We start from the raw sequence: 26,491 nt of genomic DNA on the forward strand, positions 1-26,491 counted from the left end.
ACACGCTGGATAGACCCCACAATTTTTTCACTCCGTCAGGGAGAGTTCACAGGGATCCCCGCTGCATCACTTGCGGCGGGGATTCGTGTTTCTAGGATAGGAATATTACCGATGTCTCCGATGACCAACTTACTGCTGAACCAAAACCTTCCACGCCTCTTCGACATCTCCTGCTTCCAGCAGAGTTCGCGCGGTCTCATGCCGCGTAGCAAGTGTCGTTGCATTGCTCGAAGAACTAATCGGAATCGTCTCCACACTTGCCAATTGAGCGAGATGCTTGCCAGTGAGAATTGGACTATTACGGATTTCTTCTGGCAGCCGATCGATCCCAGGCAGGATCTTGCCTGGTTGGGGCAGAACAAATATTCCATCACGCGCTCTGGTGTAGTAAGGGCCGCCGAGCCGTGCGACCTGATCGATGAGGTGGGGATCGATGCTACCCTGTTCCGTCAAGACGGATTCGCTAACGTGTAGCATGACGATTTCGCAGATCATCATATTCGCGCTCCCGGGTTTTTGGCCAAAATCGACATGATGCAGAAGACGCGCCTCGATGACAAACGGACTTTCCGCGACACCCGGTGGTATGACCTTCACGCTGTCGAGTTTGGCCAGACCGGCTTTCACGAACTCGTCCACCCCACGTTCATAGGGTGCCGAGGCAAGGCTGATCTGGTGGACAATATCGTATGATACTATGGAGACCGTGCATTCTCGTGTCTCCAGCACGTTTAGCATCGTATCCTTGGGCTTGCCAGTCCTGCCTGAGTATGCCGGACTAAAGCAAACGACGGCTGGATTCACCCCAAAGACATTGAAGAAGCTAAATGGTGAAAGGTTGACTCGCCCCTCCTTATCCATGGACGCAACAAGGGCAATTGGGCGAGGAGCGACACCGCCAACAAGTAGACGGTGAATTTCGCTGTGCGATGCAATATCAGGGTCGAAAGTGAGCTTCACGCAGTTATTAACGCGATTCGTGAACTCGCGTTCAATGGTTAAGCACGAATCGTCAAAGATACAATTAGGCCTTCAAGAACTCATAGACCAACCGATTGAATTCTTCAGGTTGATCGAGGTTCGAAAGGTGATTGGCGCCCTCAATCATATGATACACCGAGCCGGATATGAGGCCTGCAATCTCCTCGCCCAGCACCGGTGGTGTGATTTTGTCCATCGATCCGGTAAGAACGAGCGTGGGAATCTTCACGCGCGACAACGTTTCGCGATAATCATATCCCCATGTTTCGCGCCATGAAGCAAGATAGGTTTCGACATCCTTTGTCGCCATTGCCAGTATGGACTCATTTAAGATCTTCGGGTCGATATCGGGTTTGTGCGCGAATGGAATCCGTTCGTGAGCAAATGCGACGAGAGATTTCTCACGAAGGGCGCGTGCAGGCCGCGGCAAGATCGATGAGCTCTCGGGATGCATAGCGAACGTATTGGCAAGCACGGCCTTTTCTACCGTCGAATATCCCGCATGGAATGCTTCCATGATTATTACGCCGCCCATTGAATTGCCAACCCAATGCGCGCGCTCGAATCCGAGTTCTCGAATAAGCGCGTCCACGTCGGCAGCGAAATCCGGCATGGAGATTGGGACAGCACGGCCATTGGGCGTGCGGGCTTGTGAATCGCCGGATCCGCGTATGTCAATTGCGGCAACTCCATAACCAAGCTGGCTGAAAAAACTCATTTGCGGTGCCCATGCCCGTCGGTCGGCGCCAACACCATGTAAGAACACGATTAACTCCTTGCCGGAGTCTACCCATTCAAATGCAACACGTACACCATGGACAGTTCGGAATTCAAGCATTTCGACGGCGATTGGCGAACGGCAATGAGTAACGAAAGGGCCTCAATAAATCTGGAAACTCGATATTCCTCTCGCGTTGGCGCTGAACGGCAAGCGATCTAAAAGCAGTGCCCGTTATTCGTTATCGGGCCACTCGTTGCTGCCGTCATCGGCTAATTCAAGCAACGCGCGCACCTTCATGAGGTAATGTGTATCGTGAGCGACCATAAGTTGCACCACTCGAAGTAACGTCAACTCTCCATAAGCTGGATGGTATCCGGGGCGATCGAAAACTTCTGCTGGGAGCGTGTTCAGCCGCATCGCGTGGTTCCAACGAATCCGCATTAGTTGCGAGAGAACATCATCGAGTGGTAGCGCCTGCCAATTATGTTTGCGGACCAACGCCATTGGATCGATGTCGGTAAAGTACGGGTAATGCTCCACGAGAATGGCTTCTATTCGCGGCCACCAAATCTCATTATCAGTATCGATCATGTGGCCGAAGATTTCCGTAATGGACCAATCTTCGCCCTCGGGCCGACGGTGTAAATCGGTGCGTATCAGACTGGGCCGAATTCGATCGAGCTGAATAATTAGATTCGCATACTGATGTCTCAGTTCATCGAGGAAAGCTGATGGAGTTTGCTCCGAGAGGGCTTCTCGAGCGATGTCGGAGAACACCGCCGTGGATTTGATCTGGTCCGTGGTTGTACGGTTCACACTAAGATCCGAATTTTCAATTTCAGCAATAGGCCGCATAAAACAATAGCCTCCAGTAATAACCGAATGCCTTCCATCTCGCCTATTCAAGGTGCTTCCCTCTGGAAAAACCTTCTTTTCATCGAATGACAATCCAAAAATGATCATCGATCCGAAGGCGCCAGTCGCGCGATGTATGGATGGCAATGGTGAACGCGGCCCATTATGCGACCGGAATTCACATCAACAAGAACAGCAAATGATGGTCATCCGTATGAGTCATTCGCATGGGGCGTGGGGAATCCCCATTCTTCTACCATGCAAAGATAATCAAATCAACTGCCCAAAGTCAAGTATGACGATCGAAAATATTGCTCCGATTGTCGTTGCAGCGAAATTTACGACATTATTTGTTACGAATGTATTCCCAGCGACAAGTAAAGTGTGGCTTGTACAGTGGATCGGTGTTTCTACCGAAGAATTGCAGACCGGGCAGAGATACCGTGCCTGAATCAAACTTCCGATAATGCTATCGCCGACCGCTCCGAGAAATCCGCCTACCGTAACCGCTAGAATATCCCAAGCCTGGGCATGGCCGACCGAGAATAATCCGACAAACGCTATAACGAATGCCCCAATTAGCGAGGCTCCTATGCCGCGCACACTGATCCCCCCGGAAGCTCCTGGTGGTGACGGTCGGTGAGTGAGGATGTCGCGGGCCGGGCCACCATATCGTGTACCAAGTTCGGTTGCCCACGAATCTGCGGTTCCAGCCGCAATGCCACCCAGCGCGATGATCGTCGCTGGATGTGCGATTGCTGGAATAGTCCAACTCGTCAGGATGGCCAGAACAGGAATGAGTCCATTGGCTGTGACCTGCTTCCACGACCGTCCAGAGGTCTCATCCCCGGTTGGCATTCGAATACCGCCCGGAAGCGCTGAAAATATAGATCCGGTCAAAAAGAATGTGATCAGTGCGACGCTCGGCGCCAGCCCACCAAATCCAAAAACGATTGTTCCCATCAGCAAAGCAGCAATCGCTCCCGAACGATCCAAGGCGCGAAATCGCCATGCTCCGAATGAAATCGAGCCGGCTAAACAAAACCCCAAGAGCAGATTGGCTTCAGTCACCGGGAATTATGAGTCATCAATTACGAATTACGGTTGACGAATGGCGAATGACAAGTCCCGAAGAGACCTCGTGCGGAAGAACATCATCGTTCTGATGGCATGGGTTGTCTGCGATTTGTCCCTGCTCGCTCCTTCGGTTCACGCCCAAATGCCCGATACAGTTCGTGTGCCGCTTACAAGTGACACACTCTTCGGTATCCATCAACCGCAGGGCATTGCGTTTGGCTTCAATCATGTTCTTTCGATTTACGAATGGAATGGCGCGTTCGATTATTCCGACGGCACGCAATCCATTAGAAGTGCTGCGATCATGAGCACCGCTTCGGAAGTACATTTGAATGCCAATTCGCGATTTCTGCCCCAGGATTCCCTTGCCACAACCGAAGCGACTGGGAGTCTCACAGTGGTTCAACCGCTCATGCAGTATCAGCCCGGCACGACGACGCTCGCGCCATTCATTCTTCTCGCCGCAAGTTCGTACGCAACAAGTCCGCGGCTCGGCACTCTGGCTGCACTGCTCATCACAAAACAGATCAGCGGCATTGGGATCGGCGGTTTGAAGCTTCAAATGCCGGATCATAGCCTCATCTCTTTCGGCGTAGGTCTTGCGCATAAAACACAATCCGCTTTTGGTGAATCCACGGTTCTCTCATCCGCTGCTCCAACGGCCGGACTCAGTGCCACCGGGCTCATGCTTTCTAGCGAAGATTCCGCCGCAGCGTGGCTCATTACCGATGGTGCGGCGGGCTCGGCAGCCGCGCATCTGGACGAACGCTTTTTTCGCGAACGAGCTGAGCGATTCTCTAATGATTCGATTCGCATCCAGCTCATCTCAGGGCTGAATGATCCTCTGGCTGCGCAGAATGCTGCCTACCTACAGCTCGGGTTGCTCAGGCGAGATTTCTTTTTCAACCCTGATACCGCGACGGAGGCCATCAAGCAGGAGCGCACCGAATATGCATTTGCACTCACCGATTCACTTTCCTATCCCATTCTTGACGATCGCGTCCGCGCACATTTGGCGTTGGAACTCGAGCCACGTGATGTCACACGCCGCAGCGATGTCTCGAGTGGCGAGTTCGGATCGAATACCTTCTCGGCATTCTCGACCCTAATGGCGCCAAGTGAAATCTCCTCGATGCGCCTCGCGACGGAAGGCCGGTTGACCTTTGGCAATGAAGCCATGCTGTACCGTCCTGCTATCCCCGATTCCACGATCTCCCCATGGAGCAGCGAAATGCGGCTGCGATACGAAGAGCGGAGCGAAACAATCCGATTGCTCGCTACCGAGATCACGGGTCTCGACGAAGCTTCGATCAAGAAGCTCTCCGAGACGCTCGATCAAGCCAGCTATTCCGCTCGCACAACGACTACCAACGCAGTACTCCGGTACCAGCCCAGCGCACGCGATGAAGCTGAGATCGACGCCACCGCGCGTATCCTCTCTTACGACACCCCCAGCACTTTTAACGATGACGATCACGACGATCTGCTCACAGGACTTCGTGCGGGCTACCGCCGGATTATCTCCGACAACCTGAATTGGCAGGCCTCGCTCCGCGTGTCTCGCGATCACCTCGTCTATCTCCAAAGCGATCGAAGCGCGCAAAATGCGATCACGCGCTCGATTATTTTCAACTCGCTGGCAACCCTTGCTACGCCGCAGATCTTCGCCAGCGCCGGCGGTGAAGTCTTCGCCAACTACACCATCTTCGATTACATCAATTCGCTGCCGCTGCTTTCCAACATCGGCAACTACTTGCTGCGCGGCATGACGGTCACCGATACCCTCGCGATTCCCATCGCATGGAGGATGCCCTCGTCCTCGCTCACGCTCGAGCAAGCCGTCTCGCTACGCATCAGCGAGCGGGGCGGATTCAGCGATCAGGCATTCACGGAGCGGCGCGATGCCAGCGTAACCGAACTCAGCGCATCGCTCTTGCTCGGACTCGCCTCCAAGCTCACGGAGCCCCGCTGGAGCATCCGCATGGGCGCACGAGGATTCTTCCTCAGCCGATCCGGACGCGGCACGGGAGCGCTCTCCGCCTCGCTCGCGCCATTTTCCGAACTCGAACGCCAGTCGCGCATCGGACCCGAGATCATCCTGACGCTCGGGCAACCAGCCTGGCTGCGCGGACCCTCGCTCACCGGCTCGCTCTGGTATGCAATCCTCACCAGCCAGCACTTCGATGTCCCGTCTTACACCCGCTCGACACAACTTGAAAGCCACCTCATGGCTGCCTGGACATTCTGACTGCGGCGGAGTGCCGTTTCCGAGCCACGTTCGCGATTTGCTTCCTGAAATGGGTGCTCGAAGTTAAAGTAATACTTTAGCTCTCTCTTTTGAGTTGTCATTTAATGAACGCCTTCTCCCCATCATCCTTGATTCCGTAAGCTTTCATCCCTCATCCCCTCAGCCTTCATCCCCTCAGCCTTCATCCTTTCTTCTTGCAATTGGTGCCCCTGAAGGCAGAAGCAATATACGTCACCGAAACCGCGAGTACAAGAAAAATCTTTCCGTGGCAGAAGAATTCATGGAAGCATTCTGATTTTCAGTCTAAGCAAGATCCGCACCTTGCACTGCTTAGTGAGCAGACCCACTATCGTAGAATCTCGAAGTGTCCCGTCAAAGATTCCTGACCAGCGGACAACTGATAGTGAAAGGCGCCCGTCTGAAGAGAGGAAGTCGAAACGACGAACTTATGGTCGCCTGCAGATTGAAAGCCCTTATCGTCATTGAGTACAAGATGGCCAGCATCATCAAAGACGCGAAGGACAACAGCGATCGACGCTGGCAACGAGTAGTCCAGCGTCACCTCGTCGCGCGCAGGATTTGGAAACGATGAAGTGAGCCGGAAACCGGATGATGTCATGGAGGCTACGCCGGCGGACGCATTACTCACGTAAGCAACGTACATCGGATTTGAGTACCACCGCGTCACTGTGTCTGAGCCATAGGTAAGTCCTGCCATGTAAAACGATTTGTTGACGCCGATTTCGCGGCCACGGTCGCGATTCTCATCCCGAGCTTGCAGTTCTGGATATGTGAGACTGTCCACTCGAATTCCCATTCGAATATCGGCGCTACTGGTGTCGGTGACGAGCAGCGCAACGAAGAACGCGGTATCCATTTGAATATGTGGCAAATGGATAATAATGTGCGTGCCATTATTGAGTCCGTTTGGATGATAGGTCTTCTCAAAAAAGCGGTTGCTCCAGTCTGGATAATAGCCTGAACCGGACGCGTGGGAGCCAGTGACAGCAACTTCGTAATTGTTATTTGGCAGATCGAGATAATTGGGCAAATCCCAATCGAAGTCGAGGCTATCCAGATACGTTGGCGCGAATGGCGACGTAAACTTTTCCGCCAAGCCTCGAATGCGCTCAGTTGTGTCATTGCCAGTCGCGCTGGAATGATAGGTATGAGTTGATGGGAATGGCCGAAACAGATGATGGCCGGTCTTAACGTAATAGGAGAGCGTGTCCTCCGTTTGCGCGATCGCACTGGTGCCTAAAAGAAGCACGACGATAGAAAGGCAGTATTTCATAAACGAATATGTCCGTTAATCCACATTTTTGAAAATAGTTAACAGTCCAGACGGCAGAGAATTCGGCGCTCTACTACTGATAAAGCTACGTACTAACGATGTTACCAAGAAACCTCGGAAGAGTTATTGCTTCCGGGATTTTAAGCTTCCGTCTGATTCTCAGGCGGTGTGTCTCGACCGTACGAACGGATGAAAAAAGAGCACCCGCAATTTCTTTTGAATTCAAGCCCAATCGCATAAGAATACAGACGCGCCGCTCGGCTGTCGTGAGTTCTGGACACTGTTTTGAAAGCGCGATTACAAAATCTGGCTGTAATGACTTCGCACGATCTTCGAGCCGTTCGTATTCTTGATCTTTGAAGCGCATACTCTCGATCAGTCGGATCACATCATCCAGCACCCTACGCTCCGCGGGCGGACGACCGTGCTTCATAGCTTTCAACTCGTCGGCAAAAGACGACAAGAATGAGCTCTTCTTCGAAAGCTGCACCAAGAGGAGTTCGGATTCGATGTTTTTGGATCGGATTTGATTTTCTGCCTCGGCGAGTTTGAGATCGCTCAGTTCTTTTTCTTTCGCAAGACGCTCGATCTCCTGTTTTGCCTCTATGCCCAAGAGCGCATTCGTTTCTTCCACTTTCGCTTGTTCGATGTCATGGCCATGTATGGCCTTATTCCATTGTAGGGCATCAGCATGAAGCCCTAATTCCTCTGCGATCCTCGCAATCTCACGAGCAATTTCATGGCGCTGATCACTTCCCTTTTTCGATGCTCGTTCATGTAGCTGCACGAGTTTTGAGAGCACACCGGCAGAAGGCGCCATGGCATGTTCAGTCACCAATTGCTGAAAACATACTGTGAGAAACATCTCGCCCTCTTCATTTCCTTTCAGCCACTCCAGTGCTTGGCGATTGAGTTGGCTTGCTCGCTGGATCGAACCATATTGTCGCTCAAATTCAGAGTGCACCAGTGCTGTCTGTGCGGCACCGCTTTTGAGACCGGCTGTGAGGAAGGTTTGAATCGCCCGAGCCGCATGCCGTCTTCCACTTTCCATCCTACGGGTCGCAAATTCGAGATAGGCCATATTCAGCAAGCAGAACGCAACGCCGCGTTGATTGCCGATCTGCCTCGATAATTGGAGTGCTCGGGCATTCGATCGCGCTGATAAGGCGCGGTCGCCCCGTTCAAGATACAGCCCACCCAAATTACCAAGTGTTACCACAATGCCTCGGACATTCTTTCGTTGCTGCTCTAATTTAAGACTAAGTTGCAGGTACTTGATTGCCTTATTTCGCTCTCCAAACGCGCGGTAGCAAAGCCCGATCTCGTTATAGAGTAGAGCAAGACCTTTCCGGTAATTCTGGAGGCTTTCCGAATTGGTCGGCGTGCGATCCATATAACGGTCGCGCCAAAGCGTTACTGGATATGGAGGATTTTTAGGAGGGTGCAATCCATAGATGCTTCCGGTCCACATTTCCAACAGTTGATGAAATATGATAGAAGCTTCCTTCACTTGCCCATCCGCACTGAGCGCGACTCCGAGTTCATAGCGAGCATGTAACAACCATTCAAGATGACCGGATGACTCATACAACGCGATTGCCTTCTTAGAATAGCGTATTGAACGTTCGTACTCTCCATGCAAATGAAGGACCGCTCCTGCCAGTTCATAACAAACTGCGAGCGCTTGTTTATCTTTTCTGCGCTGGGATACACTAACTGCCTCAAGGCAGAGTTTGACACTACGAGCACAATCGGATTCTTGAAGAGCCTCTGCCTCTTCAAGTAACGAGAACGCTCGATCACGGGCTCCAAGGGCGTTCATGGTCCAATCAGTAAGGTGCCGCACACACGCCCGCCGCACGCCTCGACGCGATAGAAGTACATACCGCGCGGCCACGACTGGACGTTAATAGGCGCGGAATACGTCCCGGCAGCCTCGACATCGACAAGGGTTGCATATACGACTGTGCCAAGCTGGTCTACAACTTCGATTCGGACGGATGATACCGCGGGTAACTCGTATGAAATATGTGCGAAACTGTTCGTCGGATTAGGGTATTGTCTGACACTCAATTGTGATACATTCGATTTCGCCACATCCGAAGTAGGAACTACAAATTTAGAAACGGGTGACCAGCTATCCCCGATGCCGGCCGAATCTTGGGCTTTTACACGCCAATACTTAGCTCCCGAAAGTAAGTTCAATTGGTAGCTGGGCACACCCCCATTGATCGTACTATCGTCGAGTATGAGCGACGAAAACGCGCTGTCGTTTGCGACTTGTAAATGATATCCATTCGTGCGATCGGGATAATACCATTGCAGAGTCACAGATCCATTCGTAATGGCATTGTTCGCGGGACTTTGAGGCAGTGGACGAAACAGATCATAGGCGGGAATTGAGGTTACCCCACGATGTGCATTCCAGAGTGTTGCCTGGACAGCACTGTCGAAAGCATTATCGTTTTGCGGTCGCGAATTGAAGAAGGCAACCCAGCAATACTTCCCGTCCTGTGCATCGCGTTCGTCAAATGTGTTCGTACCCGGAAGGCTGCCAGTATGGGACCAGTTCGCATCGCCATTGGCAAGACGAGTGACACCCCACCCCATGCCATAGTAGTACTGGTCAGTTGGCTTCGCAACCGGTTGAAACGGTCGAGAGACCATCGTATCGATTGTCGCAAGTTTCAGAATATCGGGTCGCGATGCTCTGCCATCATCCGCCGTCATAAAACGCAGATAGTCGATTGCGCTCGAAATCCAACCGCCATTGGCGTCGTGGTCTTCGAGATAGAATCCACCATATGGCCACGGAACAGCATTCGGAACCCCCGTGAACACGTCTGTTGCAAGCCCATGGCCGGGATAGTCATAGTAATGGACTTCGTCCGGTTGAGCGTCGCCAGGTAACGTACGGCCTTGCACTATACGGGTAATGCCGGCCTGTGCCAGTAATTGTTTGACGTACACATCGTAATCCTGGCCCGTTAGTTTCTCGATAACGCGCCCCAGGAGCATGTATCCAAAATTGGAATACGCATAGACGGTCCCTGGATCGTGATCGAGCGGCTGTCCCATCATGTACCGGATCGTGGTTGTCTTGTCGGCTGGTGGTGTAGTGTTTGTCGCCTCGGCGATTGCGAGCGATTCGAACATCGGGTCGCCACTCAGATCCCGGTCCCAGCCGCCAGTGTGCTGCAGCAACTCGCGTATGGTAATGTCATAGATACGCTTGTCGACATTCGTCGTGTCGAACGGCGCGAATTGATTAAGAATGGAAAAGACCTTATCGTCGAGGTGTAGCTTGCCCTCTTCATATAACTTAAGAATCGTCATCGACGTGATCGCCTTTGAGAGACTTGCGACGCGCATGCGAGAATAAGGCTGTGGCATCAGGCCAAGTGACGAATCGGCGGTGCCGTATCCATGAACGAATATCAAACTGCCATCCTTCACTACAGCCACTACACCTCCAGGGACATTCCACTGCCGCATGAGATGAGGGATGAGGGAATCATAGACACGCATGCCTGGCGTATCAATACCCGTGAACTGACTTAGCGCTTGCTCAGAAGGTAAAATGGCAAAGGTCGATGCGATAAGGAAAAGGATGTGGTTTCTCATGCTGGCGACAAATTACATGATTCAAGTAACCTCCTTCGACTACGAAATTTCTCCCCTTCACCCTACGTAAATTACTACGTAGAAGAAGAAAGGATGCTGAACAAACTTGAGTTGCATCCTCCCATTGGGTCCAGGTTTGAGTTAAAGTACAACTCGAACTTTACAATATTAGAAGTGGAGGTCTTAAAAACGGAACGCTAACTGGCTCTCAGCATCCCGCGCAGTTCTTCGAGAGCGGATTTCATCGAACGGATTTCGTCGAGCGTGAGCGGAGTCTGCGCGGGTTTTGGAGCGTCGGAGGGGAGTGTCATCTGCGCGGGATCGGGCGGAAGTTCGCTGGCGGCATCGTGGGCGCCGGCATCGGCTTTTGCATCGCCAATGCGCTCCGAGCGCAGAATATGCTTTGCGCCTTCAATCGTGTAACGCTTCTCGCGGAGCAACTCCTTGATGCGGAGGATAAACTTGATGTCGCGGTTGGAGTAGATCCGATTGCCCGCGCGATTCTTTTGCGGCCGCAACTCGAACTCCGATTCCCAATAGCGCAGCACATACGCTTCAAGGCCGGTCAGCCGACTGACTTCCGAGATGGAATAGTACAGCTTGGGAATGGAGAGGTCCTTCATCATGCGCCGCGCGCCGGATGATCCGGAATGGTGGTCGGAACTGGGTCCGGTAGCAACACTGCCAGCGGCCGCTGCGTCACTCTCCTCCATGTTCATAGTGGGACTCTCTGCCGGCGTCCGCCGCTCGAAAAACTCTCCTTGAATACCCATCCTTCGCAAAATATGAAATATGAAAGATGAAAGATGAAACGGGGTTCCATCTCAGCAATAGGAACCACGGGTCTTCCTCTTTCATCTCTCAACTTTCATCTTTTTCTATCGTGACGATCGCCTCCGCCATGTCCCGAGTATGCGTGAGCGAAAGCCGGACGCGGAAGTCGCTCCCGATGATTCTTCGGGCGCGTTCTGCCATTTCGTCGCGAAGCGTGATGTAAGGCTGGCCGGACATCTCGTTTTGGACCACGACGTTCCGCCACGTGAACTTGCGCCGGACTCCGGTGCCGATGGCTTTCGCGTAGGCTTCTTTCGCCGCAAAACGGGCAGCATAATGCTCGTAAAGCCGCGGCTTTCGCGAGCAATATCGGATTTCCTCCTTAGAATAAATCCTATTCAGAAACTGATCGCCATACGTCTCAATGGCCCGCTGAATGCGCGCGACCTCGATCGCGTCAATGCCAATGCCGAAGATCATGCGCGGGCCACAACAGGCTTAAGTCCTGCTTTGTTTATACATCGAGGCATGAATCCCAGTCCTTTCATCCCATAAATCCCAGTCGGATTTTGTTTTTTGAATTTCATATTCATAATCGCTGCCGAAATTGAACTAATTTCGCCAATTGCTCCGATTCCGTTCATGAATGAATTCTCTCTTTTGAGTTGTCATTTAATGAATGACCAGCCCGCACTCGAAGATCGTATCTCTCCTTTTTCAATGAGCAAATAGGTGCTCCTATAGAGCAGAATCAATATACGACGCCGAAACCGCGAATGCAAGAAAAATCTTTGCGCGGCAGAAGAATTCATGGAAGCCCTAATTTAGCGTGCGATTTCGACTTTCGAAGACTCCGCGCCCAAGCGGACGAAATACATTCCGGCCTCCAGTTGGGAAACATCCAGCGTCGCGCCCGAAGTATCCATTGTGGCGTGTGTGCGTTCGCGGCCAAGGAGATCGTAGAGATGCACCATCCCCGATGCGCCACCCATAACATGCAGCTCACCCGCAGCCGGATTCGGGAACACGTGAAGGCCGCTGACCGAATTTGCAGACGCGCACACCGCAACACCCGCCTCCGGCCAATCCTCTTCCCAAAGGCTGCCGTAGTTATCACCTCCAGCGTTCAAAGCGGCAAGTGTTCTCCCTCTTCCACTGAAGAGTAGGTCACCCGATGGGCCACCATCGAAGTTCCATGTAATGCCCTCGTCTGTGGAGACGTATAAACCAGTATCGGACTGAATGTAAAGTCTGGATAAATCGCCTGCAATATAGCTTGCGAACATTGGACCGATGCGATTGAACTGAGAATCCTGAAATGGGCCAAAATCTTTTAGAAGCCTCCACGTCTGGCCGTAATCATCGCTTCGGTAAATCTGTTGACCAGCATTCGCGAAGCAAATCGGTGTTCTGGCAATAGCAAGCGGCCGCCAACATCCAAACCGAGCGTCAGTTATGGACCAAGTGATTCCCGCATCGGTGGTGCGAAGTATTCCATTCGGCGAATCTTGTGAGGTGTCGATGTTATAAGCGGATAAAATCCCCATCGAATCCGAAGAAAAAGAAAAATAGCCGGTTTGAAGAGTGTCAACACTCTTCCAGGTATCGCCCAGATCGGTGGAGACGCGCAAACTATCACCCTGACTAAGTAACAATCTTTTGGTCGCTGCACAATAATACATTCCCCACAGAGAACCTTCGGATCTTACTGATCCGGAAAGCAACTTCCAGGAAGCCCCGCCGTCTTCAGTTCTATAGACCTCGCTGTTAATGCTCAAATAAGTAAACCAACCGATCAAACTATCTTTGAAGACAATATCTGTGATGCCGCCCGACCCATACCCAAAAGCATGAGACCACGATATTTTCCAGGTGGCTCCGCCATCCGTTGTTTTCCATAACTCGGGTGTGGTCCCTAAGTATCCGGTTCCCGATGAGCCGAGTTGATTCAAAAAGTAGATACAACTGACCGCTTCCTTTTGACCATCGATACTGTTGACAAAGTCGTTGATCTTGCGCCACTGCGCGCAGGCTATATTCACGAAGAGCGTCATAAGCAATGCTATACCAAGCTTAATCATATCGCATTCCTAACCTGTAGAGACGCGCCTTGACGCGTCTCTACAGCGCGTGAGTTAGTTAATAGACGACGTATCCTAATGTTCCAGAGTAGCTTCCGACAGTCACCACTATATAATACGTGCCGGAGACTAATGGGGAATTGATTGGAAGACGGTCCCATACCTGAGCGTCCGACGTAAACGTCGAGGCAGAGCCGACGGAATAGCCAAGATAATCGTAGACCTGAGCCGAGATCGTCGAACCACTCGCGCAGTAATGCACGAGGATTGAGACGTCGTTCTCACTCGGGTACGATGGGTTCGCATACGGACCATCGACAGCGAAGCACGTGTCCGGCGGCGGCAAAATACCGCCTCCAGTCGCAATCGCTATCGTTGTGTCGCCCCAACTGGGATACGTATCGAGCATGGTCTCCCGCTCGAAACCGACCAGCGAATCGTAGTCTGGAATGCCGGTCAATTGACCGCGAACACGGAGCATGACTGTGTCGGCGGCATCGCTACTGTGCGCGATATGCACAGTGCGAGGCCAGATGTAAACGCTGTCATACGGATCGTATCTGAGTTGTTCGACAGTATCGATGTGCCCGTTCTGATGAACGAGTTCGACGGTGTACTTCATTGATACTACCGGCGAGATGAAGCATGAATCGGTCCGTTGTATTGTATCGGTCGTGAATGTACTCGGTACGGTATCAAACACCAGCACCGAGTCACCGAGTGTGTCATAAGCCACGGACGTGTCAATATTGAAATAAAGCGTGCCGGCTTGCGGAAATAGCATGAGCCGATCGTATTTGATCTCGGCACTCACCGGCCAGTTGAACCACTCGGTCGCGAATATCGAATCGCGGATCGCATCGTGCGATGCAAATGTGGAATCGGGAATGCCGTTGTGCAGCATCACCTCTCGGATCGGAATACCGAACACGGTGTCCTCGACCCAGACCTTCCCCCACTTGAACGTAACCATTGATGAATCTTTCACGCGGGTCTCAGATCTATAGAACTCAACGCCAAGCGCGGTATCGAACGTGCCCAACTTAAAGGCTCCGACATCGGGGATAGGATTGCATAGTGTCGGTTGGGGCAAGCCACTCGTGACCGCGTTACCGATGCCATAGCTCAGTCCACGGGCATAGGGGTTACCGTCTCGATCCTTCAGGGTATTGCCTAGAAGCTGCGAGCCATAAGGCGGGGGTGCAGTCGGCCATTGCGGCCCATTATTATAGATCCCGAATGACCTCTGAGAATTCGCACCCGAATATCCGCTCGGATATGGACTGCCCCATCCTGCCGGATCGGGATTATCATTCGCATACCACTGGCCGAGCCACCATGCGCCTTGTGTCTGTTGCCAGAACCGCCGCTCGTGTAAAGCATTTGGCGTCGTCTGCGTCACGAGGCATCCGTTGGTCTTAATCATGTTCTGTTGCCAGAAGAGTAGCTCCGCAGCGCCAGGATCATACACGGAGCTATTATGTGGCGCATCCGGCGTCTTCGGAAACGCTGTGACGCTTGGATTACGGAGCCATGTCCAAAGAGGAGCATTACCGGGACCGGTAAATACGTTCTGAGCGGAACCTGAAATCACATCTTGCATAGTCGGCCATGTTCCATTATTTTGGGTCTGCCGAATACGAATGGATGTATAGGTATTGAGCAATGCCGAGGGACATTCTACGAGCCGCCCGCCACCGACTGCGGCCTGAAGCGAGACTACGGGGACAAGACCGAAGGGACCCTCCAAATGCTCCCAGGCAGCAATTCTTTGCCCCGTGCTTGTGATTGTAATGGATGGGTCGCGATCGAACGCATTCTGTACCGGGTATGCAGTTCCTAAGTGGATACCGCTGATTGTCACGATTTTGGGCGGTACCGGCGCACCGACCGAAATGAGGGGTGGGTTGCATGGATTCGCAGGGACCTGTATGTTGCTTGCCTGCCCGAGGCCCGCTAACTCGCCAAGCGTACTGCTTGCCACTGTGTTATACCATGCCGTCAGGTTCCATACACCCACGTTTGGCATTAAGCCGTCGCCAGTGAAGACAACGTCCTGCGATGCCATAGTCGGTGCCGAGGTAGGATGGAGATCGCTTTTCGCACCATCCCGGAGTCCGTAGCCATTGCTCTCGTTCGATGTAACACTGATGAAGCTTCCATTTAATGAACCTCCTGCGGCTTCGAGACGAGGTGGGTACCGGGGCAGGACTCCCGGACACGCGTCATCCACAAGCTTGCTGACTTCAGCGGTCCATGTCCCGACATGCGGACCCCAGTTTTCATTCGCTACCCAGCCGCTGGCGCTCTGCGGCCCGCGAAGATAGGTCACCGATTGGAGAAGTTCGGCATGGGCGAAGGTCACGACCCACCCGATGAGATACCGGTTGCTTGTACCCGTCACGGCCGCGGTAAGCGGAGCTACCACGGGTGCGAATGATCCATACTCCGCTAAGGTCGTAACTGCAATCGAATCTACCGGAGACCAATCGCCAATATCACCGGATGCACAAGGAGATTCCTTCACCCTAATATAGAGAATCGCTTGGTTGTTGAGATATCCAGTGGCCGTCGGAGGTTGTGCGGCCCAAACCACTGCTACTGCCCGTTGGTCGTTCGGATCGCTGCTCCGTTGATAAACCGCAATGCAAGGCGCGGTGCCATTTGACGCTTTGCGAGAGAATGGGAAAGTAGTATTTGTAAAGGTGTCGAAATCGTGATAATCCAGTTGGATAGGCCCGGTCCAGTCTTTGGTAATTTCGTTTTGCTCACTGTACCAAATCGCGTGATCCTTGTTAACGGTAGGGCTGTGTGTCAACTCGCCAGTACCAACCATGTGAGGGGTATTACCGGTCATGACAATCTTTCGCTGGTTACTAAATCCGAGATCGCCAATCAAGGCGTTCGTGCTAGGTCCGGTATTGCTAACCCTGGTTGCGTAGATTTCCATATCCGTTGCGCTGGTATTGTATTCCGTCCAGACAGCATGCGCGACCAGCAGGATTGGATTCCAAACGATCCCGACGTAATCGAAAACAGTGGTCTTATAGGCGATGCTTATTCCGGGGTATGCTGTCAACGCGTTCCGAGGGCCAGTCGGACCACTTTCGTAGATCACCGCGCATGGAAGATGCGTTGCGCCCGAATGTTGGGCGGAGTAATATAGCAGGAAGACTCCCCCGATTCCGTCGGGTGCAAGCTCCGGCTCGTATTGAAAATCCCAAGCGTATGTGTTGCCGTCAGAGGGATAAGCTGTGGCTGGTTTAGAAGGATCGGTCTCTACATTGAGAGGAGTGCTCCAGCTTGTGAGCGCTAGCGACGCGGAAGTCAGCTTGAGGACCGACGGCGGTGGTGTCGTCCCGCTCCCTTGCTCGGTATAGGCAACGAATGCGGACTCGGTCCCGCTACACCCATGTTGAGAGATAGTAAGAGCGGGGTAGTCATGATAGTTAAGAGTGATACTCGGTTCGATCGATGTGCCCGTGCCCACCGCATGGGCACCCCACGTCGATCCTCCGTCTGTCGATTTGGAGATTATGAGATCACGCAAGGTGCTACCGATATAGACCTTCCGCCACAGCACATAGACGTTGGACTCCGCATCGATCCCGATATCGCATGCTTCGACATTGTAGCAGGCGGATGTGCATGGATATGGACTCTCGGCAATCTGCACCTCGGTTCCGGCGGCGTGCGAAGTGCTCACCGTCTTAACATAGACGAAGGTCTGATTCGTCGTTCTGTCGGAGTCCCTCCACACCACATACGCAGTGTTCCTTAAAGTGCTACCATTGTTGTTGTTATCCGTGGCGATTATTGGTCGTGATGTTTTTTGGGATCCGTCCGATTGCAGTGAAAGTGTTGTCGATTCCCAACTGTTGCCATTGTTGGAAGAAAAAGCTACGAGAACATTGTCAACCGTAGTACCAGTGTAAGTCCGGTATGCGGCCACCAGCTCCGGTTTGTTACTCCCGTCCAGTCGATACGCGATCTTTTGATCTTCAATTTCATCAGCAGCTGGATATGAATTTGGCAGAGCAGCTTGGTCGCCGCTCCATGTCATTCCTCCGTTCGTGCTAACGCTTGAGGTGACCGTTCCCGTGCTAGCTCCTCCGGTACCTTCCAAAATATAGGCGGCGGCGATGGTCTCGCCGTCATCATGGGTTGTTAAATCCTTCCATACACGGACTGCGACGGCCGGCTCCCGTTTAACGCCAGTGCCATTAGTACTGACCTGATTTTTCAGTTGTGCATTTGCTGCGGGAGGAAGAAGTACAAGAACGAGGATCGCAGTGCTTAGAAATCGGAATTGCTTTGAACAGAGTACAGTGTGTACTCGTGTCAAGTGAAGTGTTTTCATACTTCGTTGAATTGTTAACAACGTGGAGATTGTGCCGGGTGACCGAATGTTTGCCCGGTGTTTATGGGAGCGCCTTGAGAGGATCGTCGCCTCGGTATGGGGACCGGCGTGGCGGTTCGGACGGTGTGCTTCCGAGAAATTGGGATTCTTTCCTGCACAAAGATACGACAATAGTTCGAGGAGGGGTCCAAATCGGGAACAGGCTCCGTTATGTTTTTTTCACCGGCTTCCTCGCTCATCCATGCCCGGTCGTGGCAATGGTTATGGCCCGTCCTGGGTTCTGAATAGACGATGTTAAAAACGGTCATCCTTTCGCTTCTTCTTGTCGCCGCCACTGTAACGAGTGTTTTGGCGCAGTCCAAGATCTTCATTCCGATGGATCTGGACCAGAACGACCACCTGAAAGCCTACGGCATTACATTCTGGGCGCTGACGCACGGCATGTCGGTCGATTGGCTGTTGAACTATCGCGGCGGCAGCTTCATGGCCGATGCCTCGGACTTGCTCTCGGCCGAGTGCCGAATTCGTGGCGTGACATTCGAGACGCTCGATGCCAACGCGGCGGCATCGATCTATAACTTAGTGCAATCGGCGGATAAGAACATGGATGTGGTGAAGCTGGAAAAGGCGCCGAAGATCGCGGTGTATCTGCCACCGACGTTCAATCCCTGGGACGATGCTGTGACGCTTGCGCTGGAATACGCCGAGGTGCCCTACGAGCGGATTTGGGATGACGAAGTGCTCGCCGGGAAGCTAAAGCAATATGACTGGTTGCACTTGCACCATGAGGACTTCACGGGTCAATATGGTAAATTCTACGGCAGTTATAGCGGCGCTCCATGGTATCAGGCGCAAGTGCGCATGCTGGAGACCGAAGCGAAAAAGCTTGGGTATTCCAAAGTGAGTGATGAAAAGAAAGCCGTGGCCCAGAAGATCAAGGAATTTGTCGGCAATGGTGGATACATGTTCGCGATGTGCTCGGCCACCGACACATACGACATTGCATTAGCGGCAGAGAACGACGACATTTGCGACGCCACGTTCGATGGCGATCCGGTGGACCCGAATTGTCAGCAGAAGCTGGATTATTCTAAGACATTCGCATTCGAAAATTTCAAGGTCGATCCCAATCCGTTTGTCTATTCCTTCAGTGATATCGACGTGCAGCCGCAGGATGTCGGCAGCAAAGAGAGCGACTACTTTACGCTGTTCGATTTTTCGGCGAAGTACGATCCCGTGCCGACGATGCTCACGCAGGACCATACGAATGTGATCAAGGGCTTTATGGGTCAGACGACGGCATTCCACAAGCGCTTCATCAAGAAGAGCGTAACGATCTTGGGTGAGCGCGAGGGGACCGATCAGGTGAAGTATCTTTTTTCAACTTATGGTCGTGGCTTCTTCACGTTTTATGCCGGTCACGATCCTGAGGACTACCAGCACCAGGTCGGCGATCCGGCGACGGATTTGAAGCTACACAAGAATTCACCGGGTTATCGGTTGATACTCAATAACGTGCTTTTCCCGGCGGCGAAAAAGAAGAAGCTCAAAACGTAACGCGTGATGCATAACGAGTAACGCGTGGAGTTACTCATTATGCATTACGTTTCGCGTTACTCGTTACGAAAGGGGTGAGGTCGGCATACCCGCCGCCCCAATGTCTCGGTGAATGGTCTGCTGGTCTTCCTCTTCGGTTCTGGCGATTCGAGCATGCTCATGCTTATGTCGCTCGAGATCGGTGATGGAATCGTACTCGGCTCCGCAAATATCGCATTGAAATTCGGCTGTCTCGGTTTGTTGTGCCATGCTTTCCCTCGCTGCCAGAACCATGCCGCGCCAGCCTCGGCCTACGGTTCTGCGAACTAAGCCGCGTTCGGGGGCGTTTGGCGGCTCCAATTCCATAGATTTATTAGATTTTTTAATGGCACAACATAAAGGAGCCGAGCGCCGCGAGCGCCTCTCACAGAAACGCAAAGTCGCGAATAAAGGCCAGAAGGTCGCTTTGCGCAAGATGGTCAAGGAGCTGGATGCCAGCGCTACCAAGTCGCCGGAGGCTGTCAAGGCACTTCAGAGCCGACTCGATAAACTTGCCTCGAAGGGGCTTGTCCATAAGAACTTCGCCGCAAACAAGAAGTCGAAGCTCGCAAAATCGCTGAAGAAGGCGAGCGCGGCATAACCGAAATTCGTTTGGACGCGCGCCCCGCGTCCTCTGATTGTGTTGTTGGATGGCCTGGGATAAAGTCCGCACATTCGCTCGGTCTCTCACCAAGGTAGAGGACAACTACGTTTAAGCCCGCAAGCAACAAGCGGTAAGTGAGCGAAATTTTCTAGTGGCGAGGCAATGGTTGCCCGTCTATACTTCCTGGGCACCCAGTCGTTCCATCAGGGCGATCTCCATCTCGGTCCGAGCGCCATCTGGCTTTGTTGCCTCCGTCGTGGTAGTAGCTGGCGATTGCTGGAGTATTGGTGTCCCGGCTTTAGCCTGCATCTCGCTTTTCGGGCCTGCTTCGAAAATTAGCGGCGCACCGAAGAACTCACGCAATGCCAACGTCATCTCGTCCTTCATCGTAGCAAGCATATCCCGCTCGATGCGCCCAGATGTTCCAATGTAGATCGTCGATCGCCGGATTCCGCAGAGTTCTAAGTCAGGCAGGATCGAGTGGAGCGTTCGCGACTTTGTTTTGAGAAAATCGCCAAACGTGCTCCATCGGTTGGCAATCTCATCTGGCAGCGGGAATTGGGTATCTGATGCCGTTGGGGTGGCTTGGGACTTCTGGGACATACGCGACCGATGCGGCTCATTGGTCGCATGTGTCACATGGGTTCCATGTGTCCCATGAGCCTCATGCGTCACATGGCCGTTACTTTTTTTTTCTGGTATCGGGGCGGGTTGGGCCATCGTGGGAGATGGCACGTTACCCGCCGAGCGCAGCGCCCGCACTTCATCGAGCAACTGCGCGATCTCGATTGCACGCTCGAGCATCATCATCTCGACCATCGCGACTTCAAGCACGATGCGTGGCTGCTGGGCAACGCGAAGCTTTTCGAGCGCCTGCTGTGCGAGCCGCACGAGGCGAACGATGTCGCCTTCGGAAAAATCTTTCGGAAGGGTGAGGTATCGCTCGGCATGTGACCGTGACACTTCGAGCAACTTCGTCTCCTTCGTTATGGAGACCGTCAAGATATTACGGAAATGCTCGAGCAATCCCCCCAGAAATTCCTCGATGTCATACCCGCGAGAAATCACATCCGCAGCGAGTTCAAATGCCCGCTTCGCCTCACGCGATGCAATTGCGGTAGTTACTTCGAAATAAAAATCAAGATCGATCAGGGCCAGTGCATCACGAAGATGCTCGGTCTGAACGGTCATCCCGCAAAATGCGACCGCCTGATCGAAGATAGACTCAGCGTCGCGTGCCGAGCCGTCGGCCTTCTTCGCGATCATGAGCAGTGCATCGTCATCGATGGTAATCCCATCGGCCAATGCGATCTTCCGAAGCAGTCCCGTGATCTCTTCGATCTGAATGCGGCGGAAATCATACCGTTGCGTCCTGGAGAGGATCGTCGGAAGCACCTTCTGGACTTCGGTCGTCGCGAAGATGAAGATGAGATATTTCGGCGGCTCTTCGAGTGTCTTCAGCAGTGCGTTGAACGCCGCCGAAGAAAGCATGTGGACTTCATCGATGATAATGACTTTGTATGCGCCCTGCAATGGCGGATACTTGACATTTTCCCGAAGCCCGCGCACATCATCGACGCCATTGTTCGAAGCGCCATCGATCTCGGCCACGTCCATCGAACGGCCATCGGTGATAGAAAGGCAATTGTCGCAGGTGTTACATGGCTCGTAGCCATTGGCAGCGGCATTCGGGCAGTTAATCGCCTTCGCCAATAATCGTGCAACGGTTGTTTTGCCACATCCCCGCTGACCGGTAAAAAGAAAGGCATGGGCCAGCCGGCCTTCGCGAATTGCGTTTTTCAGCGTGCGGGTAACATGTTCCTGACCGACGACGTCTTCAAAACGCATCGGCCGCCATTTACGCGCGGTTACCTGGAAAATTTCAGACATGCGGAGCAATCTACATATCGCAAATGGCGATAGTTTCGAATTCTCGAGCGAAACAGATTATTCGATAGGTGCGGCCGGCGTGACGATCACATCGTTCTCTTTAGTCCGCGTGAAGATCGCGACAATAAGCGAGACCAGCGTCGCAAAGAAGACATTCCAGAGAAGCGTCCCGCCGATGGCAAATGGAATGAAGAGCTTGCGCATCCAGTCGAGTCCCTTCTGCACACTTGCTTCGTCCATATTCTTCGATGCCCGCATCGCAACTTCCTGTTTGTTCGCCATGAAGTCGATGAATTCGGGATTGATGTTCGTTAGATAGACCCACATGAAGATTGCCATGAGCAATCCCGAAAAAAGTCCAACAAGCACGCCCGTGCCGACGCCTTGGCCGTAGGTCATGGTGCCACCATAGTCCTCACGCTTGCGCTCTTGAGCCGCAAGATAAATAAAGAGAATCATAAATGGCAATGCAAGGTAGCTGAGCCAGGTGTTCGAGTCGGCCTTCCAAATACCGGTGAAGTATGCCAGCAACGTCAACGCGATGGAGACCGCACCAGCATAAAGCCCGTAGAGCAGCGATGTTACCATGGGATTGCGGGAAAGTTAGTGATTGCGATGGTTCAACGTCCTTACCATTTCTGGAATGACGAAATCGTGATCGTCGCGGCAGCGTCGCGGACGATCCAATATGCCCCTGCAGGAACGGTGGAAAGATCAAAATCAATCTGTTCGCCATCCGAGATTGAGTTGGAAAGCGAGCTCCGGGCCTGCGCCGCATTCATGCGCCGGCCAAGCACATCTTCAATCCAGAACCTGCTTCCATCGGCTGGAACGAGCGCCGTGATGTGGTCGTGCGCCGGATTCGGATAGATACGGAATTGAATCATCGTTCGATCGGCCACGCCGCGAGCAGGAATCTGCCGGGCATTGACTGTCACAGTATCATACGCAATGCATACTCCGGAAGTCGCTTTTGCCCGATACTTGGTGGCTACATCCAATCGCGGCAGGGTAATATTCCAGCCACTGCCAATCGTTCGCCCGGCGGTGGTCGGAAGGATGGACCAGACGCATGTTGCTCCGGTAGTATCTGTCGGAGTCGCAGTAAGTATCACAGAATCCCGGCCTGCCGGAAGTGAATCCTCGGTGACACTTACGCCATAGCCACTCGGTACGAATACCACAGAGTCATAAGCCCGAATGCCATTCGCATCGGTAATTCGAATATACACGGCTCCCTGTTTCGGTTTGAGTGTTAGTGTACAGGCGTTGCCATTGATGGTGCTTGACAAGGGAGTGGAATTTATTCCAAACGTGTATGGCGCAGCACCATTCGTAGCGGTTACGGTAAATGTCACGGTCGGTGCACACGTTTGAATGCGCCTGGTCGGCGTGATCGTGGTCGTCACGATTGGCTGCAGGGTCTTGCAGGAAATTTGTTCGACTTGCTGGTCCATCCATGTGCTGCAACGGGGATGAAATTTCAAGATTGCACCGGCGGGAGTTGTATGGCAGTAGCTCATGATGGTGCCTTTACTCGCGACCGGATTTGCATAGCAATCGCCTTCCGCCGGGACACAGGAGTCGAGCGGGGGATTCCACCAGCAATTATGCGTATGCGGGCACGCGACCAGATGACCCATTTCATGAGCGCTGACCATGGCATCCCAGGTCCAGGTCGAGTATGGGTAATTCCAGCCATTCCGGCTCAGCGTGTTCTTGATTCCGCAGATACACTTTGCATCCGTTGCGCTGCAGAGCACTCCGATTCCAGCCGCAAGACCGCCACACCAATCCGTATTACGGCCACTGAACAGGACCCGCATGGAGGGATTGCTCGGCGGAAGATTGCTGCCATCAAAATAGTCGAGTATCCAACATGCTGCAGTATCAGGATATGGGTCGGGCGTCGTCCATTCATAATGTGCGGAACAGACAAGCGAAATCGAGACGTCGCGCATGTAGAGATCATCCGCCGCGGCAAGAACGGAAAGTCCATATTTGAATGCCGCAGTATCAGAGCCGCCACCTACTTGTTGGACACACGGATAATCCATTTCCAATGCGACCGTTAGCTGCATGATTGTTGAACCCAGGGGAAATTCCAGCGGTGAATTGTTGCGATTCGGTGACGCGATAACCTGCGGTGGAAGTTTTGTGGTTTTCCAATCCTCGACCCCGCAATTGAAACTCGCTGCAGGGACTGTGTCCTCCACAACTCCGAGAATAAGGTTGCCCGATTCGGCGCGTCCCGCAGCCGTAATCGTATATGTCTTGCCGTTCGCATTGATGTATCCCCAGGCGCGATCTTCGAAGAGCGTGAGGCACACGTGCGACCCGGCAATGCCATCAACCGAGCCCCGTAAGAACACATGCGCCGGAACGGGGAATCGACCTTTTATATCTGGTGCGACCGCCTCGAATTGTGCCACTCGAAGATCATGCGCACCGTTCTGAGCCAAGGGGAAGTCAGGGATGACACAAATAAAATCTCTCCAGGATGCGAGCGTGGCAAAGGTCGTCCGGTCCATCTCGAGAAAGGCCGCCTCGCCACGAGCATTCGCAGGTACGGGGATTTGGCTCGCGACGCGAAAGAGCATGCCCTCACTCGTGCTCGAGTAGCTCAGGATTGGAAAAAGCAGAACACCGACAACAAGGAACGCGAGGAGGGGAAATCTCATGGCGGCAAAACCAGAGATTCTGAAAGGCGGTGCCCAATTGTGAGCCCCTCTTCTCGAAGAGGGGCTCACTCGGAGCATTTAGACTTTTGGTCCGGCGTTCAAGATGGCCTGACTGGTGCCATCCGCGTATTTTTTGAAGTTCTCCGTGAAGCGCTTCGCCAAGTCTTTCGCCTGCGCATCGTACGCCGCCTTATCGGTCCAGGTCGCACGTGGGTTCAGGACCTCATCCGGTACACCGGGCACATGCTGCGGAATCGCAACGCCGAATGTGGGATCGTTCACAGTCTCGACATTGTCCAGCGCGCCCGCGAGCGCCTGCTCGACCATCGCTCTGGTGTATGGCAGGTGCATGCGCTTGCCCACACCATACGGCCCGCCGGTCCAGCCGGTGTTCACGAGCCAGCAGCGAACCCCATGCTCCTCGATCTTCTTGCCAAGCAGATCGGCATAAACGTGAGGATGATGTACCATGAACGGCGCACCGAAGCAGGTCGAAAAATTCGGCTCGGGCTCGGTCACGCCACGCTCGGTGCCAGCGACCTTCGCCGTGTAGCCCGAGATGAAGTGATACATCGCCTGCTCTTTCGTCAGACGTGAAATCGGAGGGAGCACACCAAAGGCATCAGCAGTCAGAAATACGATATTCTTCGGATGTCCGCCAAGCGAGGGCTCGACAGCATTCTCAATAAAATTTAGCGGATACGCTGTTCGCGTGTTTTCCGTCTTTGAGGTATTGTTATAATCCGGTACGCCATTATCGTCGAGCACGACGTTTTCAAGCACCGCGCCGCGCCGAATTGCATTCCAGATTTGCGGCTCATGTTCCTGCGAAAGCTTGATGCACTTGGCGTAGCAGCCGCCCTCGAAATTAAATACGCCACGATCCGACCAGCCGTGTTCGTCATCGCCGATCAGTCCGCGTTTCGGATCGGCCGACAGTGTCGTCTTGCCAGTTCCCGAGAGTCCGAAGAAGACCGCCGTGTCGCCCTTCTCGCCGATATTGGCCGAGCAATGCATCGGCATCACGCCCTTGAGCGGCAGCACATAATTGAGCGTCGTGAAGATCGACTTTTTGATCTCGCCGGCATATTCCGTTCCGCCGACCAGCAGGATGCCACGTTCGAGATTCAGCACGATAAAGGTCTCGGATGCCGTCCCATCCGTCTTCGGATCGGCTTTCACGGATGGCATGTCGATTACCGTAAACTGCGGACGGTGTTCGGCAAGCTCGGCCTGCGTGGGACGAATAAACAGGTTGTGCGCAAACAGGTTATGCCATGCCAGCTCATTGATCACGCGCAGCGGAAGCTGATACTCTTTGTCCGCACCGGCAAAGAGATCGGCGACGAACAACTCCTTCTCGTTCATTGCGGCGACCATCTTCTGATACAGCCGCTCGAAATTCTCCGGACTGATCTCGCGGTTCACAGTGCCCCACCACACATGACCATGACTCGCCGGATTCGAAACGATAAACTTATCCTTTGGCGAGCGACCGGTAAACTTGCCGGTCGAAACCACGAGCGCCTCGTTCGCCGCCAGCACCCCTTCACCGCGCGATAGTGCCTCGGCGTAGAGTTCTTCTGGACTCAGGTTGAAGTAGATCTGGCTGTGCGAGATACCATGATCGGCGAGGCTCGCCTTGGCATTCGCCGTCGCATGATCGAGAATTTGGTGGGCTGCGTTCACTTCGGAGTTGCTCATGATCAGAATGGATTGTCAATAA

At 53.2% G+C, this 26,491-nt stretch carries 19 protein-coding genes; 3 read left to right on the top strand and 16 right to left on the bottom strand.

The genetic code is table 11. The features are described 5' to 3' along the window. Positions 1-129: 129 nt before the first annotated feature. The 4 genes from Q8902_07715 to Q8902_07730 form a co-directional block, all read right to left on the bottom strand. Positions 130-960, bottom strand: coding sequence for a flavin reductase family protein (locus Q8902_07715; GenBank protein MDP4199442.1), 831 nt, complete (start codon positions 958-960; stop codon positions 130-132). A 64-nt stretch (positions 961-1,024) separates the two neighbouring features. Then, on the bottom strand, positions 1,025-1,819 hold the full coding sequence (locus Q8902_07720; protein MDP4199443.1) for an alpha/beta fold hydrolase: 795 nt from the start codon (positions 1,817-1,819) through the stop codon (positions 1,025-1,027). Positions 1,820-1,933: 114 nt separating this feature from the next. Further along, positions 1,934-2,518, bottom strand: coding sequence for a DinB family protein (locus Q8902_07725; GenBank protein ID MDP4199444.1), 585 nt, complete (start codon positions 2,516-2,518; stop codon positions 1,934-1,936). Positions 2,519-2,827: 309 nt separating this feature from the next. Next, positions 2,828-3,628 (bottom strand): DUF92 domain-containing protein, encoded by an 801-nt coding sequence (locus tag Q8902_07730; GenBank protein MDP4199445.1) that lies wholly within the window; start codon positions 3,626-3,628, stop codon positions 2,828-2,830. 40 nt (positions 3,629-3,668) lie between these two features. Between Q8902_07730 and Q8902_07735 the strand changes: the two genes are divergently transcribed. Then, on the top strand, positions 3,669-5,882 hold the full coding sequence (locus Q8902_07735; GenBank protein ID MDP4199446.1) for a hypothetical protein: 2,214 nt from the start codon (positions 3,669-3,671) through the stop codon (positions 5,880-5,882). Between the two features lie 346 nt (positions 5,883-6,228). Here Q8902_07735 and Q8902_07740 read toward each other — a convergent pair whose 3' ends face one another. The 7 genes from Q8902_07740 to Q8902_07770 all read right to left on the bottom strand — a co-directional run bounded on the left by Q8902_07740 (position 6,229) and on the right by Q8902_07770 (position 18,015). Continuing rightward, on the bottom strand, positions 6,229-7,176 hold the full coding sequence (locus Q8902_07740) for a hypothetical protein (protein MDP4199447.1): 948 nt from the start codon (positions 7,174-7,176) through the stop codon (positions 6,229-6,231). A gap of 85 nt (positions 7,177-7,261) precedes the next feature. After that, positions 7,262-8,998: a LuxR C-terminal-related transcriptional regulator gene (locus tag Q8902_07745; GenBank protein ID MDP4199448.1), complete on the bottom strand. Its 1,737-nt coding sequence runs from the start codon at positions 8,996-8,998 to the stop codon at positions 7,262-7,264. Continuing rightward, a complete protein-coding gene (locus tag Q8902_07750; GenBank protein MDP4199449.1) occupies positions 8,995-10,800 on the bottom strand; it encodes a serine hydrolase in 1,806 nt (601 codons plus the stop codon). Before Q8902_07750 ends, Q8902_07745 begins: the two co-directional genes overlap by 4 nt. Before the next feature lie 197 nt (positions 10,801-10,997). Continuing rightward, the gene (locus tag Q8902_07755; GenBank protein MDP4199450.1) at positions 10,998-11,573 is read right to left on the bottom strand and encodes a MerR family transcriptional regulator; all 576 of its coding nucleotides are present in this window, start codon (positions 11,571-11,573) and stop codon (positions 10,998-11,000) included. Between the two features lie 88 nt (positions 11,574-11,661). Beyond that, positions 11,662-12,054, bottom strand: coding sequence for a holo-ACP synthase (gene acpS, locus Q8902_07760; GenBank protein MDP4199451.1), 393 nt, complete (start codon positions 12,052-12,054; stop codon positions 11,662-11,664). 344 nt (positions 12,055-12,398) lie between these two features. Next, complete coding sequence (locus tag Q8902_07765) at positions 12,399-13,655, bottom strand: T9SS type A sorting domain-containing protein (GenBank protein ID MDP4199452.1); 1,257 nt, start codon at positions 13,653-13,655, stop codon at positions 12,399-12,401. 58 nt (positions 13,656-13,713) lie between these two features. Further along, positions 13,714-18,015: a hypothetical protein gene (locus tag Q8902_07770; protein MDP4199453.1), complete on the bottom strand. Its 4,302-nt coding sequence runs from the start codon at positions 18,013-18,015 to the stop codon at positions 13,714-13,716. Positions 18,016-18,306: 291 nt separating this feature from the next. Between Q8902_07770 and Q8902_07775 the strand changes: the two genes are divergently transcribed. Next, positions 18,307-19,572, top strand: a complete 1,266-nt coding sequence (locus tag Q8902_07775) for an asparagine synthetase B (GenBank protein MDP4199454.1) — start codon at positions 18,307-18,309, stop codon at positions 19,570-19,572. A 63-nt stretch (positions 19,573-19,635) separates the two neighbouring features. Here Q8902_07775 and Q8902_07780 read toward each other — a convergent pair whose 3' ends face one another. After that, on the bottom strand, positions 19,636-19,821 hold the full coding sequence (locus Q8902_07780) for a hypothetical protein (protein MDP4199455.1): 186 nt from the start codon (positions 19,819-19,821) through the stop codon (positions 19,636-19,638). Between the two features lie 115 nt (positions 19,822-19,936). On the opposite strand from Q8902_07780, the gene rpsT reads away from it, so the two are divergent. Beyond that, the gene (gene rpsT, locus Q8902_07785; GenBank protein MDP4199456.1) at positions 19,937-20,191 is read left to right on the top strand and encodes a 30S ribosomal protein S20; all 255 of its coding nucleotides are present in this window, start codon (positions 19,937-19,939) and stop codon (positions 20,189-20,191) included. A 177-nt stretch (positions 20,192-20,368) separates the two neighbouring features. On the opposite strand, the gene dnaX is transcribed toward rpsT, so the two are convergent. The 4 genes from dnaX to Q8902_07805 all read right to left on the bottom strand — a co-directional run bounded on the left by dnaX (position 20,369) and on the right by Q8902_07805 (position 26,469). Then, positions 20,369-22,084, bottom strand: a complete 1,716-nt coding sequence (gene dnaX, locus Q8902_07790) for a DNA polymerase III subunit gamma/tau (protein ID MDP4199457.1) — start codon at positions 22,082-22,084, stop codon at positions 20,369-20,371. A gap of 57 nt (positions 22,085-22,141) precedes the next feature. Next, positions 22,142-22,672 carry a DUF4199 domain-containing protein gene (locus Q8902_07795; protein ID MDP4199458.1) on the bottom strand — a complete coding sequence of 177 codons (531 nt, stop codon included), beginning with the start codon at positions 22,670-22,672 and terminating at the stop codon, positions 22,142-22,144. A 41-nt stretch (positions 22,673-22,713) separates the two neighbouring features. Beyond that, entirely contained in the window at positions 22,714-24,765 is a 2,052-nt protein-coding gene (locus tag Q8902_07800) for a M12 family metallo-peptidase (GenBank protein ID MDP4199459.1), read from the bottom strand. A 78-nt stretch (positions 24,766-24,843) separates the two neighbouring features. After that, entirely contained in the window at positions 24,844-26,469 is a 1,626-nt protein-coding gene (locus tag Q8902_07805; protein ID MDP4199460.1) for a phosphoenolpyruvate carboxykinase, read from the bottom strand. Positions 26,470-26,491 lie beyond the last annotated feature (22 nt).

This window comes from Bacteroidota bacterium, assembly GCA_030706745.1.
GTDB lineage: Bacteria > Bacteroidota > Ignavibacteria > Palsa-1295 > Palsa-1295 > PALSA-1295.